The 21,409-nt window shown below is 37.1% G+C and carries 25 protein-coding genes; 6 read left to right on the top strand and 19 right to left on the bottom strand.

From position 1 onward, the window contains the following. Positions 1 to 76: 76 nt before the first annotated feature. The gene (gene ezrA, locus B5E95_RS07535; RefSeq protein ID WP_087175756.1) at positions 77 to 1,786 is read right to left on the bottom strand and encodes a septation ring formation regulator EzrA; all 1,710 of its coding nucleotides are present in this window, start codon (positions 1,784 to 1,786) and stop codon (positions 77 to 79) included. Positions 1,787 to 2,068: 282 nt separating this feature from the next. Here ezrA and rpsD point away from each other — a divergent pair, with 282 nt between their 5' ends. From rpsD to B5E95_RS07510, 5 genes are all read left to right on the top strand, one after another. After that, on the top strand, positions 2,069 to 2,680 hold the full coding sequence (rpsD, locus tag B5E95_RS07530; RefSeq protein ID WP_087175755.1) for a 30S ribosomal protein S4: 612 nt from the start codon (positions 2,069 to 2,071) through the stop codon (positions 2,678 to 2,680). Positions 2,681 to 2,769: 89 nt separating this feature from the next. Next, positions 2,770 to 3,237 carry a YueI family protein gene (locus B5E95_RS07525; RefSeq protein ID WP_025005087.1) on the top strand — a complete coding sequence of 156 codons (468 nt, stop codon included), beginning with the start codon at positions 2,770 to 2,772 and terminating at the stop codon, positions 3,235 to 3,237. Beyond that, on the top strand, positions 3,237 to 4,550 hold the full coding sequence (locus tag B5E95_RS07520; RefSeq protein WP_025005088.1) for a replication-associated recombination protein A: 1,314 nt from the start codon (positions 3,237 to 3,239) through the stop codon (positions 4,548 to 4,550). The genes B5E95_RS07525 and B5E95_RS07520 overlap by 1 nt, the downstream gene beginning before the upstream one ends. A gap of 306 nt (positions 4,551 to 4,856) precedes the next feature. Next, positions 4,857 to 5,138, top strand: coding sequence for a hypothetical protein (locus B5E95_RS07515; protein WP_087175754.1), 282 nt, complete (start codon positions 4,857 to 4,859; stop codon positions 5,136 to 5,138). 67 nt (positions 5,139 to 5,205) lie between these two features. Beyond that, positions 5,206 to 5,670, top strand: a complete 465-nt coding sequence (locus B5E95_RS07510; RefSeq protein ID WP_087175753.1) for a universal stress protein — start codon at positions 5,206 to 5,208, stop codon at positions 5,668 to 5,670. A gap of 66 nt (positions 5,671 to 5,736) precedes the next feature. Here the strand turns inward: B5E95_RS07510 and B5E95_RS07505 are convergent, their stop codons facing one another. The 18 genes from B5E95_RS07505 to B5E95_RS07420 form a co-directional block, all read right to left on the bottom strand. Beyond that, a complete protein-coding gene (locus B5E95_RS07505; RefSeq protein WP_056945450.1) occupies positions 5,737 to 6,930 on the bottom strand; it encodes an FtsW/RodA/SpoVE family cell cycle protein in 1,194 nt (397 codons plus the stop codon). Between the two features lie 21 nt (positions 6,931 to 6,951). Further along, positions 6,952 to 7,179, bottom strand: a complete 228-nt coding sequence (locus B5E95_RS07500; protein WP_025005090.1) for a DUF2969 domain-containing protein — start codon at positions 7,177 to 7,179, stop codon at positions 6,952 to 6,954. Positions 7,180 to 7,187: 8 nt separating this feature from the next. Next, positions 7,188 to 7,481, bottom strand: coding sequence for a membrane protein insertion efficiency factor YidD (yidD, locus tag B5E95_RS07495; RefSeq protein ID WP_087236097.1), 294 nt, complete (start codon positions 7,479 to 7,481; stop codon positions 7,188 to 7,190). A gap of 13 nt (positions 7,482 to 7,494) precedes the next feature. Next, positions 7,495 to 8,484, bottom strand: coding sequence for a rod shape-determining protein (gene mreB, locus B5E95_RS07490; protein ID WP_025005092.1), 990 nt, complete (start codon positions 8,482 to 8,484; stop codon positions 7,495 to 7,497). 83 nt (positions 8,485 to 8,567) lie between these two features. Beyond that, on the bottom strand, positions 8,568 to 8,798 hold the full coding sequence (locus tag B5E95_RS07485) for a DUF1146 family protein (RefSeq protein ID WP_025005093.1): 231 nt from the start codon (positions 8,796 to 8,798) through the stop codon (positions 8,568 to 8,570). Positions 8,799 to 8,860: 62 nt separating this feature from the next. Beyond that, positions 8,861 to 9,301, bottom strand: coding sequence for a F0F1 ATP synthase subunit epsilon (locus B5E95_RS07480; protein WP_025005094.1), 441 nt, complete (start codon positions 9,299 to 9,301; stop codon positions 8,861 to 8,863). Positions 9,302 to 9,312: 11 nt separating this feature from the next. Further along, positions 9,313 to 10,752, bottom strand: a complete 1,440-nt coding sequence (gene atpD, locus B5E95_RS07475; protein WP_087175750.1) for a F0F1 ATP synthase subunit beta — start codon at positions 10,750 to 10,752, stop codon at positions 9,313 to 9,315. A 22-nt stretch (positions 10,753 to 10,774) separates the two neighbouring features. Continuing rightward, positions 10,775 to 11,737: a F0F1 ATP synthase subunit gamma gene (locus B5E95_RS07470; RefSeq protein WP_087175749.1), complete on the bottom strand. Its 963-nt coding sequence runs from the start codon at positions 11,735 to 11,737 to the stop codon at positions 10,775 to 10,777. A 10-nt stretch (positions 11,738 to 11,747) separates the two neighbouring features. Beyond that, on the bottom strand, positions 11,748 to 13,259 hold the full coding sequence (gene atpA, locus B5E95_RS07465; protein WP_025005096.1) for a F0F1 ATP synthase subunit alpha: 1,512 nt from the start codon (positions 13,257 to 13,259) through the stop codon (positions 11,748 to 11,750). A 14-nt stretch (positions 13,260 to 13,273) separates the two neighbouring features. Then, positions 13,274 to 13,822 (bottom strand): F0F1 ATP synthase subunit delta, encoded by a 549-nt coding sequence (locus B5E95_RS07460; RefSeq protein WP_025005097.1) that lies wholly within the window; start codon positions 13,820 to 13,822, stop codon positions 13,274 to 13,276. Then, positions 13,822 to 14,331 carry a F0F1 ATP synthase subunit B gene (gene atpF, locus B5E95_RS07455; protein ID WP_025005098.1) on the bottom strand — a complete coding sequence of 170 codons (510 nt, stop codon included), beginning with the start codon at positions 14,329 to 14,331 and terminating at the stop codon, positions 13,822 to 13,824. Before atpF ends, B5E95_RS07460 begins: the two co-directional genes overlap by 1 nt. 51 nt (positions 14,332 to 14,382) lie before the next feature. After that, on the bottom strand, positions 14,383 to 14,607 hold the full coding sequence (gene atpE / locus B5E95_RS07450) for a F0F1 ATP synthase subunit C (protein WP_005718768.1): 225 nt from the start codon (positions 14,605 to 14,607) through the stop codon (positions 14,383 to 14,385). A 19-nt stretch (positions 14,608 to 14,626) separates the two neighbouring features. Continuing rightward, positions 14,627 to 15,340: a F0F1 ATP synthase subunit A gene (gene atpB / locus B5E95_RS07445; protein WP_025005099.1), complete on the bottom strand. Its 714-nt coding sequence runs from the start codon at positions 15,338 to 15,340 to the stop codon at positions 14,627 to 14,629. Between the two features lie 121 nt (positions 15,341 to 15,461). Then, complete coding sequence (upp, locus tag B5E95_RS07440) at positions 15,462 to 16,091, bottom strand: uracil phosphoribosyltransferase (RefSeq protein WP_025005100.1); 630 nt, start codon at positions 16,089 to 16,091, stop codon at positions 15,462 to 15,464. A gap of 82 nt (positions 16,092 to 16,173) precedes the next feature. Next, complete coding sequence (locus B5E95_RS07435) at positions 16,174 to 17,175, bottom strand: L-threonylcarbamoyladenylate synthase (RefSeq protein WP_025005101.1); 1,002 nt, start codon at positions 17,173 to 17,175, stop codon at positions 16,174 to 16,176. Positions 17,176 to 17,180: 5 nt separating this feature from the next. Beyond that, positions 17,181 to 18,023, bottom strand: coding sequence for a peptide chain release factor N(5)-glutamine methyltransferase (prmC, locus tag B5E95_RS07430; protein ID WP_087236094.1), 843 nt, complete (start codon positions 18,021 to 18,023; stop codon positions 17,181 to 17,183). Then, positions 18,016 to 19,104 carry a peptide chain release factor 1 gene (prfA, locus tag B5E95_RS07425; RefSeq protein ID WP_087175746.1) on the bottom strand — a complete coding sequence of 363 codons (1,089 nt, stop codon included), beginning with the start codon at positions 19,102 to 19,104 and terminating at the stop codon, positions 18,016 to 18,018. The genes prmC and prfA overlap by 8 nt, the downstream gene beginning before the upstream one ends. Positions 19,105 to 19,120: 16 nt before the next feature. Continuing rightward, positions 19,121 to 19,720 carry a thymidine kinase gene (locus B5E95_RS07420; protein WP_087175745.1) on the bottom strand — a complete coding sequence of 200 codons (600 nt, stop codon included), beginning with the start codon at positions 19,718 to 19,720 and terminating at the stop codon, positions 19,121 to 19,123. Between the two features lie 149 nt (positions 19,721 to 19,869). On the opposite strand from B5E95_RS07420, the gene B5E95_RS07415 reads away from it, so the two are divergent. Further along, positions 19,870 to 21,222, top strand: coding sequence for a Mur ligase family protein (locus tag B5E95_RS07415; RefSeq protein ID WP_087236093.1), 1,353 nt, complete (start codon positions 19,870 to 19,872; stop codon positions 21,220 to 21,222). Positions 21,223 to 21,409 lie beyond the last annotated feature (187 nt).

The raw sequence follows: 21,409 nt of genomic DNA, 5'->3' as shown, positions 1-21,409 counted from the left end.
TAATAAAAAACGGTCAACTACTTGACCGTTTAGTGACTATTAGATTTTAGCTTAAATAATGAAAAGCTTCAATTATTTATTCTTTTTGTTCAGAATAATATGCATTTTCAAGTCGTTGATAGCTACCTGGCTCTACTTTTTCAATTGCAGTAGCAATGGTATCCAATGCTTCCTTATAATTATATTCATCGTAAAGTTGCATCGACTTCTTTTGTGCTTGCTTAATCGTATCCTTATCAGCATATTTATTTGAATACTGCATCGTTAACTCAACTAAGTTAGCAGAATTGATAATATCGTCTGCTTCACGCTTAAGTCGTTCAACATCATCAGAAATTTGAATTAATTCGTTAGAAATCTTTTCCATATTAATTCTGACTTGACTTAATTCATCACTAACATGACCAATTTCGTTAACGACTAAAGTATACATTTGAATAAAGCTATCTGGATTCCCTGGCAAACTACGTCTTTCAAGACGGCGATAAACTAATGAAACCTCTTGCTTAAAGTGCTTAATTGAATCATTAGCAACATTTTCTGAATCGTATAGGCCATCAACATCTGTCGACATTTTAATTTGCTCAGCATCAATCTCACGCAAGCGATCTAACATTTCTAACCATGAATCTTGAATTGCAGAATAGACGCCCTTGCCATCAGCTATATTTTGCGTATCAACTGTATATTGGCGATTCATGTTATTAACTTCTTTTTCAAGCTCTTTGCTTTTTTCAAGTTCGCCATGAGTTAATTCATAACTCTCATCAATATGTTGCAATTTCTCAACTAATTTTTTAGATGCCGTTTGCTGGTGAGAAATTAAAGCTAGCATCTTGCTTTGATTCTTTTCGACAAAAGGACGAGCTTTATATTCCTTAGCTAAAATGTCATAAAGGCCATCGATTTCACTAGATATCTTTTTATTTTCGTTAGCTAATTCATCGACTTTTAGTTCTGCCAATAATTTACGAGCACTATCAATCTGATCATGAATGTCTTTAATTCTGCTTAAAACATCAACCTTAGTAATATAGTACTTTTCTGAAAGCATCTTCTTATAAACATTAGATAATTCCTTAAGCTGATCTTGGAAAACTACTTCTAATTGATGATAGCCATCTTTGATTTTAGGCAGTTGTTTTTGTAAAGCTGCTAAAGACATGCGAATCTTAGATAAAACTCGCTTAGCCTCTACGTGATCCCCTTGAGATGAAAGATTCTTAGCTTCTTCAAAATCGCTCTCCATTGAAGCAAGTTGATCTTCAATTTGATCAATTGCTGTACCATATTCAAATGAATTAGCTAAAACGTCTTTTCTCAATTCACGATAGACTTTAATTAAAGCATCATACTGAATTTGATTTTCTTTATTGGATTCAAGCAATTCAGTAAACACTGCCTTAGTATTGCGAGCATCTTCTAAAGCCGGTTTAATTATTTGCTGTGCTTCTTTTATTTTCTTTCTGGCTTTAAAAAGTTTGTAAGTTGCATTTTCATTTGCCGCTTCTTCAACTAACTTCTTTACGCGTGGCAATTTTTTAGTTGAAGCTTCTTTATAACTCTTACGCCAAGTATTTAATGTGGTTAGACTTTCGCCCGCCAAATCCATTTTATTCAGTCGTTTGATATCATCTTCAAGGTGCATCTCTTCGATTTCATTAAGAGCTGCATCGATTACCTCGACTTCTCGCAACTGCTTACGATTAATGAGCAACATTAAAGCAACGACTACAATAATAAGGATTACAACGGCGACAATAATAATAGTTTGAATTGATGACATTGTTTATCCTCCAAAACTACAATCATTATAACAAAACATAGCCTAAAGATGTGCAAAAGCTGATGTATTTCTTGATTTATTATTCTGAACTCTATATAATACTATTCGTGTAAAATATTTGCAGCAATAAGTGACAAGAACGTCAACATCTTGAAACGCTTAAGTGAACGAGTAACCCGCGCTGCATTGGGCGAAAATGTAAATCCAAGATGCACGAATGTTGAACTTATTTGTAATATTTTACTCCAGAAATTATTATTTTAAATTTTATGGAGGATTTTTATGTCAAGATATACAGGTCCAAGTTGGAAACGTTCAAGAAGATTAGGTATCTCACTTTCAGGTACTGGTAAGGAAATCGCACGTCGTAACTACGCTCCAGGTCAACACGGTCCTAACAGCCGTGGTCGTTTGTCAGAATATGGCCAACAATTACACGAAAAGCAAAAGTTACGTTGGATGTACGGTTTGAACGAACGTCAATTTAGAACTTTGTTCACTCGCGCTGGTAAGATCCGTGAAGGTGAACACGGTACCAACTTCATGATTTTGCTTGAACGTCGTTTGGACAGTATTGTTTACCGTCTCGGTTTAGCTACTACTAGAGAACAAGCTAGACAATTAGTTAACCACGGTCACATCACTGTTGATGGCAAGCGTGTTGACATTCCTTCATACGAAGTCAGCGTTGGTCAAACTGTTGGCTTGAAGGAAAAGTCAAAGAACTTACAACAAGTTAAGGATGCCTTAGACGCAGTTACTGCACGTCCATCATTCGTTTCATTTGACGACAACAAGATGGAAGGTACTCTTGTACGTTTACCAGAACGTGACGAAATGGAACCAGAAATTGATGAATCACTCGTTGTTGAATGGTACAACAAGTTACTTTAATTTTTACATTTTATTTTGTCAAAAACCTTTCCCAATATCGGGGAAGGTTTTTTTGTTACAATTAATAGTAGTAAAGAAAGGATGATTTTATGAGTGATGATTTAAGTAAGCGCGTAGAACAAGCTGCGCAAGGAATAACCCCACAGACTAAACCGGATGAACGCCGGCGATATTTAGGTTCACTGCGTGAGCGTGTGTATGTACGCATGAATAATGCTGAAGTAAAAGATTCCAAACTCACTAGTCTTTTCTTACAACACATTGATGATTTTAAAGGCTACACTATTCTGATTAACGGCAATATTACTGATGATGGTTTTCTAGGTGATGTCGAGGCAGCCTGCAGCAAGAAAAATATTCCATTTACATTAGTTAACAATGAAACTGCAAAAACTGGACCCGAAGATTCTGCTGTTTTAGTAGTCTCCAAAAATGCTATTAATCGTCAAAGAATTGAAATTGGACAAGTCTATGCTCCTGAGTTGCCAAAAACTGAATTAGAAGCGCCTAAAAAGAAAGAAAGCTTTTGGCATAAACTTTTTCACGGAGAAAAATAATGAAACCATTAGCTTATCGTATGCGTCCACAGACTCTTGATCAAGTTGTCGGACAGCAACATCTAATTGGACCTGGTAAAATTATTCGCCGAATGGTTGAGGCTCGTCTTCTATCATCAATGATTCTTTATGGCCCTCCTGGCATTGGCAAGACCAGTATTGCAAGTGCTATCGCTGGTTCTACTAAATATGCTTTTCGAAAGTTGAACGCAGCTACTGACGGAAAGAAGCAATTACAGCAAGTAGCCGCAGAAGGGAAAATGAGTGGCACCGTCATTTTATTATTAGATGAAATTCACAGACTCGATAAGACAAAACAAGACTTTTTATTGCCTTTGCTTGAGTCAGGACAAGTCATTTTAATTGGGGCTACAACGGAGAATCCATATATTTCAATTTCCCCTGCTATTCGTTCACGTTGCCAAATTTTTGAGCTAAAGCCTTTATCTGCTCAAGATGCATCGAATGCCATTGACCGCGCTTTAACGGATAAAGAAAATGGCTTAGGCAATTATCATGTCGAGCTGACGGATGATGCACGTGCCCTTTTAATCGAAAAAGGCAATGGAGATTTGAGATCTACTTTAAATTCATTGGAACTTGCGGTTTTGTCTACCAAACAAGAATTAAAAGATAATCATCAAGATACAGACTCTATTGTAATTACTCAGCAAGAAATGGCTGATTCTATTCAAATGAAGGTGCAGAATTTTGATTCTTCTGGGGACGGACACTATGATTTGGTATCTGCTTTTCAAAAATCAATTCGCGGTTCAGATACAGACGCAGCATTGCATTACTTGGCAAGATTAATCGAGTCTGGCGACTTAATTTCAATTTGTCGGCGTCTCTCCGTCATTGCTTACGAAGATGTGGGACTAGCCAATCCTAGCGCTGCAGAACATGCTATATTAGCTATTCAAGCTGCTCAAACGCTGGGCTTTCCAGAGGCGCGTATTCCGCTCGCTAATGCCGTCATTGAGCTGACTCTTTCTCCTAAAAGCAATAGTGCTATTACTGCCATAGATCGGGCAATTGATGACGTTAAAAACAAAAATATTGGCTCTATTCCCGCCAATTTAAAGGATGCGCATTATGCTGGTGCTAAAAAGTTAGGTCATGGAGTTAATTATATTTACCCTCATGATTTTGAAAATGATTGGGTCGCCCAACAATACTTGCCAGACAATCTTCTGACTGCAAGTTACTTTACCCCGAAAGGAAATTCTAAAGTCGAAGAAAGGTATAAGCTAATTTATCAAAAATTAAAGAAGATGCAACGCGATAATTTGAGCAAACATCACAATAGATAGCGCATTCAATATTATTGACAAACCTAATCTGATTGCGTATTATAATAGGTGATCTGAGTTGATCGACAAGCTTAAATGTATAAAGTTGACCGATCAAACTAGAAGACGTGGGAGTTAGCAAATAACTACCGAATCGGAATACTGTCTTGTCACAGGATCCATATTCGCTGCGATGTTAGCTCAAATTTTGAACACTGCGGGTTCAACAAGCGTCATTATGCTTTGTTTAGTCAACTCGGATTTCTTTTGAATATTAGGAAAGGCGGTCTTAAATGGCCGTCTTTTTATGTAATGAGGTTAAAATAAATGATAATTAAAATTGTAATGATTGTTTTTATTCTACTCTTGCTTTTAACTGCTTGGTATATGTGGCACAGACGAAATGGCCATTTTTTAATCTATGACGTAGGCGGTAATCCTCGCCTAACCAACATTTTAAAATGGACTTCTATTGCTTTGATCGCAGAGAGCGCAATCGGAATTATCATTTTATTTATGGATAATAAATATCTTAACTTGATCACACTATTCCTTGCCTCTCTAACCATTTTGACCTTTAGTCTTTTAATTACAGATTCCAAAAAATAAAAATATAAACCTTCTAATAATAGATGAAATTTTGGTAAAATAGATATCAGGAAGAGGTGTTTAGAAAATGCTTTCACAATATAAGAATATTCAAGTTTCCATTGATGGTTCTAAAGAAGCCGATTTAGCTTTCAGCAAGGCAGTTGCTATTGCCAAACGCAATCATGCTACATTAGAGATCTTACATGTCATCGATACTCGTTCTTTCCAAAATGTTTCAAGTTTTGACTCAGCAATGGTAGAACAAGTTTCTAAAGATGCTGAAAAGAGAATGAAGGATTACCAAGCACGTGCTAACAAGGCCGGTGTTACTGATTCTCATTATTCAATCGAATTTGGTTCACCTAAGACAATCATTGGTCATGATTTCCCTAAGAAACACAATATTGACTTAATCGTTGTTGGTGCAACTGGTTTAAACGCAGTAGAACGTTTATTAATTGGTAGTGTTACAGAATACGTAACTAGAACTGCTAAATGTGATGTTTTAGTATGTCGTGCCAAAGAAATTGCTAATGCGTTAGAAGGCTAATTTTTATATTATTAATCAAAAAAGGTATTTAAGTTTTTAAGCTTAAATACCTCTTTTATTTATATTCTAGAAATCACCAGCGGTGCTAAACATGTAGTCTCGATTATGGAATTTCATTGATAAAATCAAACCAATACCAATCATGTTCCCTACCAAGGCTGAACCACCTTGAGAAACAAATGGTAAGGGAATACCAGTCAATGGTAATAAATCAATGTTCATACCAATATTTTCAAATACGTGGAATAAAATCATCATAATAACACCCGTAGAAATGTATGAATAAAATGCATTTCTAGTATTAAATGAAATTTTAACCATTTGAATAATCAGGTATAAATAAATTAAAATCAAACTTACACAGCCTACAAAGCCAAAATTCTCTCCAATTACGGAGAAAACCATGTCAGACCCGCGAACTGGCACATATACGCTTGCTTTACCAAAGCCATTACCAAAAAGTTGTCCTGACCCAATTGCCTTCATACTTTGCCATAACTGGTAGGCACCTGATGATGTATCACCTGATGGATTAAGCCAAGACTTAATTCTTTCAAACTGATATGCTTGAAAGAAATGACTTAAAAACGCTTGCCCACCTGGCGTTACCACCATTAGAATAACTGCAATTGCTCCAATGATGACTATTCCATATAGGGGAACAATAATCTTCCACGATATACCAGAAACTAAAACTACACCACCAACAATTGCGATAAATACTAGCATAGTACCAAAGTCGTTCTGCAACTTTAATAAAATCGCTACGGGTGCAAGCCATGCAACTATTTTACCTAACAATAGCCAATCTGATTTAATGGTATGACCATATTTATCATTATGATCCTTAACTACGCGTGCCAACATCAAGATAAATGCTGGCTTCATTATTTCAGATGGCTGAAAAGTAACAGGTCCTAACTTGAACCAACTCTTTGCCCCAGTATCCGCTGCAACACTACGATTATAGAAGAACAAAACCGCTATTAACAAGAATATTCCTATTCCGAAAAATATTGGTGCTATCTTAAATAATTGCTCTGCATCAAACTGCATTACAATTACAACAATTACAATAGAAATCAAATACCATAATGCTTGCATAACTACAGCTTTAACAGGTGAACCAATGTGACTTGGATCTCCAAGTGCAGCTATATAGATACAATATAGACTGATTAATGCCAATAACGCCACGGGAATAATTATATTCCATGCTAATCGGTCAATTAGACTTGTTTTGTTTTCAACTTTTGCCATTAAATAATCACTACTTATATTTTATTTTTCATGCAATGTAAAGTATGAAAGTAAGTCATTAATACTGCTTTCTAGACTGTTAGCAAATAATACATTGCTACTCTTAGTCGTAGTAGCGCGATAACGACCTTCAACTTTTTCGATTAAACCAATGGACTTCTTGTTAGGAATAATAACTTCCCAAGTTGGTAAATTCTTACCCTTAAGTTCATTAACTTCAATATCAATATTTTCTAACTTTTTAGACATAAATCCTCCTACTTGCTATCCGGGTGAAACTTAGATGCTATAATTTCATCTTCGTATCTCTCAGGATGTGGATTTCGAAAAACAGTAAAATTATCAGGAACTGGGTCCACCCCACCGCGTATAAATGAGTTACATCTTAGTATACGACTAATTCCCATAATTAGCCCTAAAATTGGTCCATGTTTTTTCAAAGCATCAATCATATAACTAGAGCACGTAGGATAATACCTACAACTCGGTGGAAATAATGGCGAAATTAGAGTCTGATAAATACGTACGATAAAAATCAAAATCTTTCGCAAGTAATCTCCTCACTTAGTGTCGTTGATGTTTTTCAATATTCTTAAGCAAAGTACCAGTACCTAAGGCTACAGCTTCCAAAGGATGGTCGGCTGTTAAAACTGGGACCTGCAAGTAATATGATATCAACTTATCAATATTCTTCAATAATGCTCCACCACCAGTAAGCATGATACCACGATCAATGATATCAGCTGAAAGTTCTGGTGGCGTAGTTTCCAATACTTCTTTAGCTGCTGCAATGATTGACATAAGACCATCTTGCAAAGCATGCTGAATTTCAGGGGCAGTAACTGTAGTTTGTCTAGGTAAGCCATCAACTACATCACGACCACGAACCTTAATTTGTTGATCTTCATCAGGTTCAAATGCACTACCGATTTCAATCTTGATTTGTTCAGCAGTTCTTGAACCGATCAATAAATTATGTTTATTCTTAATATAGCTAATAACCGCTTGATTCATACGATCACCAGCGTAGCGAAGTGAACGTGAGGTAACAATTTCCCCCATGGACAAGACAGCAATATCAGTAGTACCACCACCGATATCAATAACCATATTACCTTGTGGTTTAAAAATATCAAGTCCTGCACCTACTGCAGCTACCTTAGGTTCAAAATCAAGGTAAACCTTACCGCCACCTGATTTTTCTGCTGCTTGAATAATAGCCTTTTGTTCAATCGAAGTAACTCCTGTAGGAGCACAGATTAAAATATTAGGCTTAGACATAAAACCTTTTACATTTAATTTTTCAATAAAGTATGACAGCATTTCCTCTGTAATATCGAAGTCCGCAATTACACCGTTCTTCAAGGGGCGAATTACGCGAATATTACCTGGGGTTCTTCCTACCATTTCATATGCCTCTGAGCCAACTGCTACTACTTTATTTGTATCAGTATTAACAGCGACTACAGATGGTTCATTTAAAACAATCCCTTTTCCAGAGACATTGATTAGTACATTAGCTGTTCCTAAATCAATTCCTATATCTCGTGCCACAATAACCCTCCATAATTATTCATCGTCCATTTTACCATAAATAAATAAGAGTTTCCTTTACTGTCCCTGTTTTAACACAATCTTTAAAACAAATTACTTAATTGCATCGAAGTATCGATAAATGTAATTACAAAATTACCAACTAAAAAGCCCAATGCAATAGCAAGAAATAAATATAATAATTGCGTTTCAAACACATGTCCTTTACGAATTATTTTTTCTAGCTGCACAGCCTTCATTGCCTGAAAAGATAATCCAATTGCAATCAAATAAATTATTATACTAATAATGGCATGAACGCCTAATTGAAACATATTCTTTTCCTTTATTAATAAAAAAGACGGATGCAAAATCTGCATTCGTCTTTTTATCTCTTTTAGTGACCTTTAGTGTTGTAAACACTAATTCTGTTCATTGCTCGTCTTAAAGCAACTTCAGCACGTTCAAGAGTACGCTCATCATGCTTTTCACGTGCTTCCTTCAAACGCTTCTCGGCTCTTTCCTTAGCGGCTTGAGCACGAGATACATCAATGTTTCTAGCACGTTCAGCACTATCCGCAATAATTGTAGCCACGTTATTAGAAAATTCAATATACCCACCACTAATAGCGATGTGATCAATTCTTGAATTCATTTCACGACTACGTTTAACCTTGACCTCACTAATTACTAATGGGGTAAGCAAGGGTACGTGATTATACATTATTGAACGTTCACCATCTATAGCACGTACATCAACGATGCTTCCACGATGTGAATAAACCATTCCATTAGGAGTTACAACATTTACTCTAAAAAGCTTTTCTGGATCTGCCATTGGACATCACCCTACTTTTCTAGTAATGCTTTAGCTTCTGGATCACTTGGAGTTACGCCCATTTCTTGTGCTTTCTTCAAAACATCTTCAATTGGACCAACACCACGGAACGAATCTTCTGGTAAGTCATCAAGATGACCATCTAAGATAAGCTTAAAGCCCTTAATGGTTTCCTTAATTGGAACATATGAACCTGGCACACCAGTAAACTGTTCAGCAACAAAGAAGTTTTGTGACAAGAAGAATTGAACTTTACGTGCACGTGCAACGATCAATTTTTCTTCATCAGATAATTCATCCATACCTAAAACAGAAATAATATCTTGCAATTCGTGGTAACGTTGCAAAACATGTTGAACACGAGTAGCAACTTCGTAGTGTTCTTGACCAACAACTTCAGGGTCAAGGGCACTTGAAGTTGATTCAAGTGGGTCAACGGCTGGGTAAATACCTTGTTCTACCAAACTACGTTCCAAGTTAGTAGTAGCGTCCAAGTGTGCGAATGTGGTTGATGGAGCTGGGTCAGTATAGTCATCGGCAGGAACATAAACAGCTTGAATAGAAGTAATTGAACCCTTCTTAGTTGAAGTAATTCTTTCCTGCAATTGACCCATTTCAGTTGCCAAAGTTGGCTGGTAACCAACGGCACTTGGCATACGACCAAGCAAAGCTGAAACTTCTGAACCGGCCTGAGTAAACCGGAAAATGTTGTCGATAAAGAGCAAAACATCTTGACCTTCAACATCTCTAAAGTACTCAGCAAGAGTCAAACCAGTTAACGCAACACGCATTCTGGCACCAGGCGGCTCGTTCATCTGACCAAATACCATGGCAGTTTTACTTAAAACGCCTGAAGCTTTCATTTCGAAGTAAAGGTCGTTACCTTCACGAGTTCTTTCACCAACACCAGTAAATACGGAAATACCACCGTGTTCTTGAGCGATGTTGTGAATCAATTCCTGAATAATAGTGGTCTTACCAACACCGGCACCACCGAACAAACCAACTTTACCACCACGAACGTATGGTTCAAGCAAGTCGATAACCTTGATACCAGTTTCAAGAATTTCACGACTAGTAGTCAAATCTTCATACTTAGGTGCTTCCTTATGGATGCTTTCACGAGGGTGATCCTTTGAGAATTCTGGTCCACCATCAATTGGTTGACCTAAAACGTTGAATACACGACCTAAAGTATCTTCCCCAACAGGAACTGAGATTGGGCCACCAGTATCTTCAACTTTCATACCACGTCGAAGACCATCGGTAGATTCCATGGCAATCGTTCTTAAGACACCATCACCAAGCTCAACTGTAACTTCAAGAACAATACTTTCATTCTCGGATTTAATTACACGCAAGGCATTGTTAATATCAGGCAAATTCTTATCGATTGGGAATTTTACATCGACAACTGGGCCGATTACTTGAACGATTTCACCTTCACTCAAAACATCTACCTCCTTTTCTTTATTACTCTAAGGCATTTGCACCACTGATAATTTCAGTAATTTCAGTAGTAATTTGTGCCTGTCTAGCACGATTTAATTTCGTAGTTAAATTTGAAACTAAATCCTTAGCATTATCAGTTGCACTCTGCATAGCTGTCATTGAACTAGCATGCTCTGCAGTCTTTGCATCCAAAATAGCACCATAAATGGTTGAACGCGCATACTGTGGTAACAACTTCATTAACACTCTATTAGGATCTGGTTCAATATCATATTCTAATTCTTTATGTGCTTCAGCTTCTTTAACACCAATATCTAAATCGACAATTGGTAACATCTTTTCAACACGAAATGCAGATGATAATGAGTTTACATGGTGCGTATAACATACATAAAGTTGATCAAACACACCGTTCAAAAACATCTTGATTGCTGTTGAAACGATTGGCAAAACTTCATCAAAAGTTGGGACATCGGACACACCATTTTTCTCGTAAACAACATTAACGTTGTTCTTCTTAAAAAATTGGGCTCCAACTGAACCTACGGCCAAGACTTTAACTTCATGACCTTGTGCACGTTCATCTTCAAAGATTCCCATCATGTTCTTAATAACATTACTATTATAAGAACCTACCAAACCACGATCACCACTTACTACTAAAAAGCCAGTAGACTTAATATTCTTTCGTGGTTGAATCATATCAGCTGTAATACCTAAACCGAATACATCAGTGTAATCGATCTTGGCAATATTTCTCTTATCAATTGATACGTCTTGATCGCGCAAGCTATCTACCACCTGTGAACTAATCAAGCGAGAAATAGTCTTACGAACATGATCGTTATAAATGGTGTAACCTTTATCACGATCTTCGGTTTGGTTTAACTTTGATGCAGAAACCATTCGCATAGCTTCTGTGATTTTACCAGTTTGTTTAACTGAAGCAATTTTCTTCTTCAACTCAAGTAAAGATGCAGGCATATTCTACCTCCTATTTCTCACTTGGTGCAAAGCTCTCACTAAATTCCTCAATAGCTGCTGACAACTTCTTATCATCTGGCAATTTACCAGTTTCACGAATTATCTTGAGCAAGTCAGCATGGCTGCTGTCAAAGTTATCAAACAATTCATTTTGGAAGCGACTAATGTCTTCAACTGGAATAGAATCAAGATAGCCGTGAGTCAAAGCATAAAGAATCAAAACTTGTTTCTCAACTGGAATAGGATCATGAAGTGGTTGCTTCAATACTTCAACAGTTCTTTGACCTCTATTCAACTTAGCTTGAGTGGCTTGATCAAGATCACTACCAAATTGAGCGAAACTTTCAAGTTCACGGAAAGCAGCAAGGTCAGTACGTAAAGTACCAGCAACTTTCTTCATAGCCTTAATCTGGGCGTTACCACCAACACGAGAAACTGAGTTACCAGCATCAATGGCTGGACGAGTACCAGCAAAGAACAAATCACTTTGTAAGAAAATCTGACCATCAGTAATAGAAATTACGTTGGTTGGAATATATGCAGAAATGTCTCCCGCTTCGGTTTGGATAATTGGCAATGCAGTCAAAGATCCACCGCCAAGCTTGTCACTCAACTTAGCACTACGTTCTAGCAAACGTGAGTGTAAGTAGAAGACGTCACCTGGGTAAGCTTCACGACCAGGCGGACGACGGAGAAGCAAGGAAAGTTCACGATAAGCGACGGCTTGTTTTGATAGGTCGTCAAATACGATTAATACATCCTTGCCATTGTACATAAATTCCTCACCCATAGCAGTACCAGCATATGGTGCAATGTAAAGCATTGGTGCTGGTTCACTTGGGCCCGCTTCAACAACAATGGTATAATCCATTGCTCCGAAACGCTTTAAAGTTTCTACTTGAGTTCTAACGGTTGATTCCTTTTGACCAATAGCAACATAAATACAAATTACATCTTGGTTCTTTTGGTTAAGAATTGTATCGATGGCTAAACTAGTCTTACCAGTTTTACGGTCACCAATAATCAATTCACGCTGTCCACGACCAATTGGAACTAAGGCATCGATAGCCTTAATACCAGTTTGAAGTGGTTGATTAACTGATTGACGGTCCATAACCCCTGGAGCTTTTTCTTCAATAGGACGCGTCTTATCAGCCTTAATTTCACCTAAACCGTCAACAGGTTGACCCAATGGGTTAACTACTCTACCGATTAGGGCGTCACCAACAGGAACTGACATAATTCGACCAGTTCTTTGAACACGGTCGCCTTCACGAATATCGTCAAATTTACCTAGGATAATGATACCAACATCACTAGCATCAAGGTTTTGAGCAATACCGTATGAACCGTTATCAAATTTTAACAACTCACCGGCTAATGCATTATTAAGTCCGTGAGCCCGGGCGATACCATCACCAACGTAAGTTACAACACCAACTTCGTTAATGTCGAGCTTGTCGTCGTAATGTTCAAGTTGCTGCTTGATCAAGGAGCTAATTTCTTCCGCTTTAATGCTCAATGGTTTCACCTCTTTTAATTCTCATCAATTATTTGCGCACGGATCTTCTTCAGCTTATTTTTAACTGATCCATCAATCACGCGATCCTTCACTTGAAGAATCACACCGCCTAAAATACTTGGATCAACTTTATTCTCAAGACGCACAGCATTTAAGTTATATTTCTTAGCGAAACCATCACCTAAACGCTTAAGTTGATCATCATCCAACTTCACTGCTGTAGTTGCAGTACCAGATGCGATCTTGTTTTTATCATCATAAAGTACAACAAATTGATCAATAATATCGACCAAGTATGCAAAACGATCATATTCAAGCAGCAAATTTAAAAAGCCTTGTACTTCTTTTGAAAAATCTTTTTCAATAGCAGTTAAAAAGTCTTTTTTATCCTTACTGTTTAAGATAGGATCACTTAAAACGTTGATGACTTGAGGAGTGGCAACTACTGCCTTTTTCAACTCCACCATTTCATCATAAACGCTATCAAGTACTTTATTATCTTGCGCATAGCCGAACAAAGCGGCACCGTAGCGTGCAGCTACTTCTTCTCTACTTAAAGCCATTAATCATCCAACCCCTTAATAAATTGGTCGACTAAATCTTTTTGGTCTTCAGCAGATAAATTCTTAGCAATTACCTTTTCAGCAATAGCTACAGAAATATCAGCAACTTGATCACGTGCAGAATTCAATGCATCTGATTTAGCCTTAGTGGCTTCTTCATTTGCCTTCTTACGAATTGCTGCAGCATCTTCATTCGCACTTGCTACGATTTCTTTGCCAGTTTTTTGCGCATTAGCTTTAGCGTCAGAGAGAATCTGTGTTGCTTCTTGTCTTGAGTTCTTCAAGGCAGCTTCACGCTCGTTAGCAAGCGTTTCAGCCTTTTTTCGATCACTTGCAGCTGAATCCAAGTCATTAATAACTTTTTGCCGCCGCTTTTCCATCATTTCTGATACTGGACCCCAAGCAAAGTGCTTGACCAATAACATCAAGATGGCAAAACAAATTAAATACCAAAGTGCATTACCTAGGTAAATATGATGTGAGGCTGCAAATAATGTTTGAATAGTCATTTACTGCCCTTCTCTCTTTAATATTTAAATCCTTTAGTTTTAAAAATTTTATTAAAGGAAAAGAATCAAGAAGGCAACAACGATAGCCAAAATAGGAACGGCTTCGATCAAACCAACACCGATAAACATTGTTGCTCTTAAGTTACCTGCACTTTCAGGTTGACGAGCCATACCTTCAAGAGTTTTTGAAATAACTTTACCGTTACCCAATGAAGCAGCTAAAGCTGCCAAACCAGCTGCGATGGATGCAGCAAGGTATTTAAAAGCTTCTGACATAAATTTATACCTCCAAAATTTATTCTGTAGTAACTTTCTTACCAATGTAAACCATTGATAAAGTTACGAAAACATATGCCTGGATAGAGCCAATGAAGACAGAGAAACCTTGCCAAATCATGGCTAATGGAGCTGCTAGAATCAATGTAAATGGTCCACCAGCATGTGCTAGATCATTACCAATTAATGTAAGCAAAACTTCACCAGCATAAATGTTCCCATATAAACGTAATGATAAGGTTAAGAAATTGGTAAACTCTTCAATAATGTTAATTGGGAGCATAAAACCAACTGGCTGCGTATAATTCTTTAAATAGCCGCCAACACCAAATCTTTGTACGCCGAATGTGAACGATAGAAGCAAGGTCATCATTGCAAACGACATTGTCGCTACTGGATCAGCAGTTGGTGACTTGATAAAGACCCAATCATCAACTTTGACTTCCATAAACATACCCAATTGGTTCATAAACCAAATGAAAAGAAATAAAACAAGTGCATATAAAGATAGGTGTTTTTGCGCATCTACATCACTAACATTATCTTTGACGATACCGTTAGTAAAATCGAGTAAATATTCAAAAACATTTTGTCTTTTATTAGGTTTCATTTCAACTTTTCTTGCAAGCCAAAGGCAGATAAGAAAAACTGCTAAAGCCATTAGCGTTGAACCGATGATCCCAGTAAGATCAAAATTCAAGCCCATGAATTTAAAAACAAATGATTTCTCCATTACTTCGTGACCTCCCTTCTCGTGTTGAATTAAACTCGAACACGTAAATCATCTTAACACCAAAAAATTCTTTTGTGTAACATGAAAGCGTATTCTAATAAATATTTTTACGAAAAAGGGTTTACTTAGTTCCGAATAATCGGTCACCAGCATCACCCAAACCTGGGAAGATGTAGCCGTTATCCATCAACTTTTCATCTTCAGCAGCTGCGTAAATATCAACATCTGGGTTAGCTTCTTGAACAGCCTTGATTCCTTCTGGAGCCGCTACTAAAACTGCTAACTTGATTTCTTTAACGCCGCGCTTCTTTAATGCAGCAATGGCATCATTTGCTGAACCACCAGTTGCAAGCATTGGGTCAACAACTAAACATTCACGTTCAGCAATATCCTTTGGAGCCTTGAAGAAGTATTCATGTGGCTTCAAAGTTTTTTCATCACGATACATGCCGATGACCGCAATTTTAGCTGATGGTACCATATCAAGAACACCATTAAGCATCCCGATACCAGCACGTAAAATTGGCACAATTGTCAATTTCTTACCAGCAATTTCTTTTTGGACAGTTTTACCCATTGGTGTTTCAATTTCAACATCTTCAAGTGGTAAATCTCTCGTAATTTCATAGGTCATTAACCCACCAATTTCGCCAACAATTCTACGAAATTCATTTGAACCTGTGTCCTTACGACGAATGATAGTTAATTTGTGTTGAATCAATGGATGATCCAAAACTACAAACTTTCCCATATATGCCTCCTATAACAAATAATCTGATCATAAATATTTTAATCAAAAACGCAAAGGGTTTAAACCCCTTTGCGTTTATTTTTTATTTATTAAAATGATGTCCACCAGCAGCTTTGTTCAAACGATTCATGTAAGCCAAACTTTCTTCGCCTTCATCAAAACCTTGAACATAAATTGTGGCGATGTCGTCTTTATCGTCAAAATAACGTAATCCGCCAAATAAATTATGATCGGCATCAACTAAGTTCTTACCTAAATTAAACTTGTTTTCATCTGGCAAATCAATTTGATCCAAAACTGAACCCAGTGCGGCAACACCCGTTTTATCATTAAAGTCAATTTGACTAAAGTCAGCGGGATCATCTACTACGATCACTGGTTCACTTGGAGCATAGTGGCGATACTTCATACCTGGAGCCTTCGGCACATCTTTATCTGCAACCTTACCAGTATTAATTAAAACTTTTTCGCCTAAAACTTCACTAAGTTCTTCTGGCGTAATCTCACCTGGACGAAGAACAATTGGAGTTTTGACTGATAAATCAATAATAGTTGATTCAAGACCCACGCGAGTTGGACCACCATCAATAATACCTGCAATCTTACCTTTCAAATCATGGTAAACATGCTCAGCTGTTGTTGGACTTGGCTTAGTTGAGGTATTAGCAGATGGACCTACGATTGGATAACCCAATTTTGCAATCAAATCATGAGTTAACTGATCGTCAGGACAACGAAATGCAACTGTATCAAGACCACCTGTAACAGCATCTGGAAGCGTACCAGGCTTGACAAACAAAAGCAAAGTCAATGGACCTGGCCAAAAATGCTTGATTAATTTCTTAGCTCTTTCAGGCACTTCCTTGGCATAACGCTCCATCATTTTTTCATCAGAAACCGTAACGATCAATGGATTATCACTAGGGCGACCTTTTGCGGCATAAACGCCCTTGACAGACTTTTCTTTAGTTGCAATAGCGCCTAACCCATAAACTGTTTCAGTAGGAAATGCTACAAGCTCCCCTTCAGCTAATAATTTAACAGCTTCATCAAGTTGATCTTTTTTAAAAATTTTGGTTTCCATAATTTTTATTTTTGCCACCTTCCATGAACCATGCGTGGCTTGCCGGCCATGTCTTTTCTAAATTCAATATCAAAATCAGGCAATTCTTTAGCAAATAATTCTTTTAATTGATCTTCTTCACTGAAACCAAATTCCAAGAAAAATTCACCATGACTATTTAAATGATCACGAACCTGTTTAGCAAATTTTTTATAAAAATCTAAACCGTCACTACCTGCAAAAAGAGCCTCTTTAGGTTCATTCTGCAGGACATTATCATCCATCTCTTTTTTCTCAGTTGTCTTAATATATGGCGGGTTAGAAATAATCTTGTCGAACTTCTCTAATCCAATTAAGACATTCGCTTTGCGCGTTACTACATCCAAGTCATAAGTCAAGAAATTCTCTTCACTAGTTCTTAATGCAGAATCGGTAATATCACTAGCATAAAGGATCAAATCTTTAATTCCATTTTTCTCTGCCTCTTTAGCAAGAGCAACAGTGATGCATCCCGAACCAGTACCAAGATCAAGCACCTTATCGCCGCTCTTTAACGACTTAAGTGCCCATTCAACTAGTTCTTCGGTTTCAAAACGAGGAATCAAAACTCCTCGCTGCACCACAATCTTATATCCCAAAAACCAGGCGTAACCCAAAATATACTGCGGAGAAACACCCTTAGCTAGCTTTTTAATGTCTTTATTAGCTTGTTTTAACTGGGCATCGGACAAGACCATATCCTGTTTTAACTCAAATTCACTTGGAGTCAAATTAAGACGTTCAGCTAAAACATAGTCAATATCTTCGGGACGAGCATTTTCAGCAGTTTCGCCTGCCTTAATTCTAATTTCCTTTAAAGTTTTAGGCATTTTGATCAGCCAACTCCTCTAATTGCTTAGTTTGGTTATAAAGAATCAATGCATCAATAATTTCGTCAAGCTCACCGTTCATTACTCGATCAAGCTTGTTAATAGTTAAACCAATACGGTGATCAGTTACACGGTTTTGAGGATAGTTGTAGGTTCTAATTCTTTCTGAACGATCCCCTGTACCAACAGCGCTCTTACGCTTGGCATCATATTGAGCTTGATTTTGACTTTCGTAATAATCGTAAACACGAGATTTCAAAATTTGCATAGCTTTTTCACGGTTTTGTTGTTGACTACGTTGATCCTGCATAGCAACTACGATACCCGTTGGTAAGTGAGTCATACGTACGGCACTAGAAGTCTTGTTGATGTGCTGACCACCGGCACCACTTGAACGGTAAACATCGACACGAATATCTTTAGGATCAATATCAATATCAACTTGTTCATATTCTGGCATAACGGCAACAGTAGCAGTTGAGGTATGAACACGACCTTGGGATTCAGTTACTGGGATACGTTGAACACGGTGAGCACCATTTTCATATTTCAATTTTGAATAAACCTTGTCCCCAGTAATCATAATGGCAACACGCTTATAACCACCAACTTCTGTTGGTTCTGAATCAATCATCGAAACCTTCCAGTTTTGACGTTCAGCGTATTTTTCATACATTCTAAGCAAATCGCCAGCAAAAAGTGAAGCTTCATCACCACCAGCGGCACCACGAATTTCCATGATGATGTCTTTGTCATCATTAGGGTCCTTTGGCAGCATTAAAATTTTAATTTGATCTTCGAGTTCTGGAATTTCTTTTTCAATTTCAGCGTTTTCTTCTTTAGCCATTTCGATCAAATCAGCATCTGTTTCACTGGCAATAATTTCTTTATTGTCAGCAATTTCTTGCTTATCCTTTTTGTATTTCTTGTACTTTTGTACAACTTCACGCAAATCGGCTTCTTCTTTAGAAATTTCCATGTAACGCTTAGTATCATTAATAACTTCAGGGTCTGCCATCATTTCTTGAAGTTCTTCATAATGAGCTACTAAGCCCTCTAATTGAGCCATTACTTTATCCATAAATTAAAAGTCCTCTCTATCTCTGAATACCTGGGTGAAAATAATGATAGCGACAAACTGGATAGTAACTCTCATCGCCACCAATTTGTACCTGCTCACCTTCATATACAGGTTTGCCATTATTAACTCTTAAATTCATTATTGCTTTATGACCACAATAATGACAAATAGTTTTCATCTCTTCTATTTTATCAGCAAAAATCAATAAATTTTCACTGCCTTCAAATAAATGATTCTGAAAATCATTTTTTAAGCCAAACGCCATTACTGGGATATTAAATTCATCTACAATTTTGGCACATTCCAAAACATGATGTCTTTTCAAAAACTGTGCTTCATCAATTAAAACACAAGCCAATTTTCCTTTTCCATCAGCTAGATCATGGCTATTCATCTTTTCGATGTATGTAAATAAATTCATATCTTCAGTAATTGGAATTGCCTTTCGATGTAAGCCAATCCTAGAAGCAACCGTACCAACACCACTACGATTATCAAGTCCGCTCGTCATTAAAGCAATTTTTCGTCCTTGTGCCTCATAATTGTGAGCCACCTTTAAAATTTCTATTGTTTTACCACTACTCATTGCACCATAACGAAAAAATAATTGCGACATTCCGGGCCCTCCCTTTTACTTAAAAAGTATTCGCCTAACATAGTATAGAGGAAAAAATAAATTTGTGTAGCTAAATGAACAGTAAAACCTCGTTTTCATTCCTGCTCTATGCTAAACTAAAACATAGTTTTAAAGTGAGGGATTATAACATGAGTTTTAAATCAGGAATCGCCAAAGTTGCGGGAAAGTCTAGTTACTGGTTTTTACATAACGTTTTAAAAGGTGGTACTAGTTTTCCTGGCAAGTTTGCTATGGAAATTGATCCAAACGTTCTTAATTCTCTAGCCAAAGGCTACGAAACCGTAATCGTTACTGGTACTAATGGGAAAACCATGACTACTGCATTAATAGTTGAAGCCTTAAAGAAAAAATACGGTGATGTTTTAACTAACCCATCAGGTTCAAACATGCAGCAAGGAATTGTAACGGCTTTTTTGGCTCACAAACATAAACATGTTAAGCGAAAGATTGCGGTGCTAGAAGTTGATGAAGCTAACGTAAAAATGGTAACTAAGTTGCTTCATCCTAGCGTATTTGTTTTAACAAATATTTTCCGTGATCAGATGGATCGATACGGTGAGATTTATACGACCTACGACAAAATCGTTGATGGTATCAAATTAGCACCTGATGCGACCATTATTGCTAACGGCGATGCAAGCATCTTTTCATCAGTTGAGCTCCCTAATAAGAAAATTTTCTACGGTTTCAAATTACCTGATGATAAACCAGAAAACGATCTTAAGGCCCCTGTTAATACTGATGGTGTGCTCTGCCCTAAATGTGATCATATTTTGCATTACCATAGCAGAATTTACGCAAACTTAGGTGACTTCTTCTGCCCTAATTGTGGCTACGACCGTCCTGACTTGACTTTTACAGTCAATAACATTCTTGAACAAACGCCTAATAGTTTGAAATTCCAAATGGGCAACAAGGATTACTCTATTAACATCGGTGGTACTTACAACATTTATAATGCTTTGGCTGCTTACTCAGTAGCACGTCATTTTGGCTTAACTGAAGCTGAAGTCGCTCAAGCATTTGCAGAAAACAAGCGTATTTTTGGCCGTCAAGAATTAATTCATTACGGTAATAAAGATATTGATTTAGTCTTGGTCAAAAATCCTGTTGGACTTGATGAAGTGTTACACATGCTCAACACCGAAAAGGATGATTATTCTTTAGTTGCACTGCTTAATGCTAACCACGCAGATGGTATTGATACATCATGGATTTGGGATGCTGATTTTGAAGGATTAAATAAAGACAAGATTAAGAAAGTTCTGGTTGGTGGACAACGTTGGCATGACATGGGCTTCAGATTAGAAATTGCTGGCTTTGATCCAGGTACAATGAGCACCAATCCAGATTATGATAGTTTAATCGAAGAAATTAAAAAATTACCAACTAAGAAGGTTTATATTCTTTCTACTTATACTGCTATGCTTGCCCTTAGAAAGAAAATGGCCGAAAAGAAAATTATTAAAGCTGGTATGTAACGATAAAGATTCACGCAAAGTGAATCTTTTTATTTTAGAGAAAAATAAAAAGGTCTAAGCTGAAATAGCAATGTCATTAAGTTAAGACATTGACAATTAAGGGTGCTTTTTTAGAGATCGAATCATTTGGATTCGATCTCTTTTTTTGTATAAAATAAAGGCGAAAAGACCTGCCTTTTCGCCTATC

The sequence above is a fragment of the Lactobacillus gallinarum genome, from assembly GCF_002160635.1.
Classification (GTDB): Bacteria; Bacillota; Bacilli; order Lactobacillales; family Lactobacillaceae; genus Lactobacillus; species Lactobacillus gallinarum.
Note: the sequence above shows the minus strand (reverse complement) of the source record. Positions and strands in the feature narration are given on the sequence as shown.

Bases quoted from the DNA above. Each gene is read 5' to 3' on its own strand.
- prfA (WP_087175746.1), bottom strand. From the start codon at position 19,104: ATGGATAAAGTAATGGCTCAATTAGAGGGCTTAGTAGCTCATTATGAA.
- B5E95_RS07420 (WP_087175745.1), bottom strand. From the start codon at position 19,720: ATGTCGCAATTATTTTTTCGTTATGGTGCAATGAGTAGTGGTAAAACA.
- B5E95_RS07515 (WP_087175754.1), top strand. From the start codon at position 4,857: ATGATAATTAAAATTGTAATGATTGTTTTTATTCTACTCTTGCTTTTA.
- B5E95_RS07520 (WP_025005088.1), top strand. From the start codon at position 3,237: ATGAAACCATTAGCTTATCGTATGCGTCCACAGACTCTTGATCAAGTT.
- upp (WP_025005100.1), bottom strand. From the start codon at position 16,091: ATGGGAAAGTTTGTAGTTTTGGATCATCCATTGATTCAACACAAATTA.
- ezrA (WP_087175756.1), bottom strand. From the start codon at position 1,786: ATGTCATCAATTCAAACTATTATTATTGTCGCCGTTGTAATCCTTATT.
- atpF (WP_025005098.1), bottom strand. From the start codon at position 14,331: ATGACTATTCAAACATTATTTGCAGCCTCACATCATATTTACCTAGGT.
- B5E95_RS07525 (WP_025005087.1), top strand. From the start codon at position 2,770: ATGAGTGATGATTTAAGTAAGCGCGTAGAACAAGCTGCGCAAGGAATA.
- B5E95_RS07470 (WP_087175749.1), bottom strand. From the start codon at position 11,737: ATGCCTGCATCTTTACTTGAGTTGAAGAAGAAAATTGCTTCAGTTAAA.
- B5E95_RS07480 (WP_025005094.1), bottom strand. From the start codon at position 9,301: ATGGCAGATCCAGAAAAGCTTTTTAGAGTAAATGTTGTAACTCCTAAT.
- B5E95_RS07415 (WP_087236093.1), top strand. From the start codon at position 19,870: ATGAGTTTTAAATCAGGAATCGCCAAAGTTGCGGGAAAGTCTAGTTAC.
- B5E95_RS07505 (WP_056945450.1), bottom strand. From the start codon at position 6,930: ATGGCAAAAGTTGAAAACAAAACAAGTCTAATTGACCGATTAGCATGG.
- prmC (WP_087236094.1), bottom strand. From the start codon at position 18,023: ATGCCTAAAACTTTAAAGGAAATTAGAATTAAGGCAGGCGAAACTGCT.
- B5E95_RS07485 (WP_025005093.1), bottom strand. From the start codon at position 8,798: ATGTTTCAATTAGGCGTTCATGCCATTATTAGTATAATAATTTATTTG.
- B5E95_RS07435 (WP_025005101.1), bottom strand. From the start codon at position 17,175: ATGGAAACCAAAATTTTTAAAAAAGATCAACTTGATGAAGCTGTTAAA.
- B5E95_RS07460 (WP_025005097.1), bottom strand. From the start codon at position 13,822: ATGGCTTTAAGTAGAGAAGAAGTAGCTGCACGCTACGGTGCCGCTTTG.
- B5E95_RS07500 (WP_025005090.1), bottom strand. From the start codon at position 7,179: ATGTCTAAAAAGTTAGAAAATATTGATATTGAAGTTAATGAACTTAAG.
- B5E95_RS07510 (WP_087175753.1), top strand. From the start codon at position 5,206: ATGCTTTCACAATATAAGAATATTCAAGTTTCCATTGATGGTTCTAAA.
- atpB (WP_025005099.1), bottom strand. From the start codon at position 15,340: ATGGAGAAATCATTTGTTTTTAAATTCATGGGCTTGAATTTTGATCTT.
- atpE (WP_005718768.1), bottom strand. From the start codon at position 14,607: ATGTCAGAAGCTTTTAAATACCTTGCTGCATCCATCGCAGCTGGTTTG.
- rpsD (WP_087175755.1), top strand. From the start codon at position 2,069: ATGTCAAGATATACAGGTCCAAGTTGGAAACGTTCAAGAAGATTAGGT.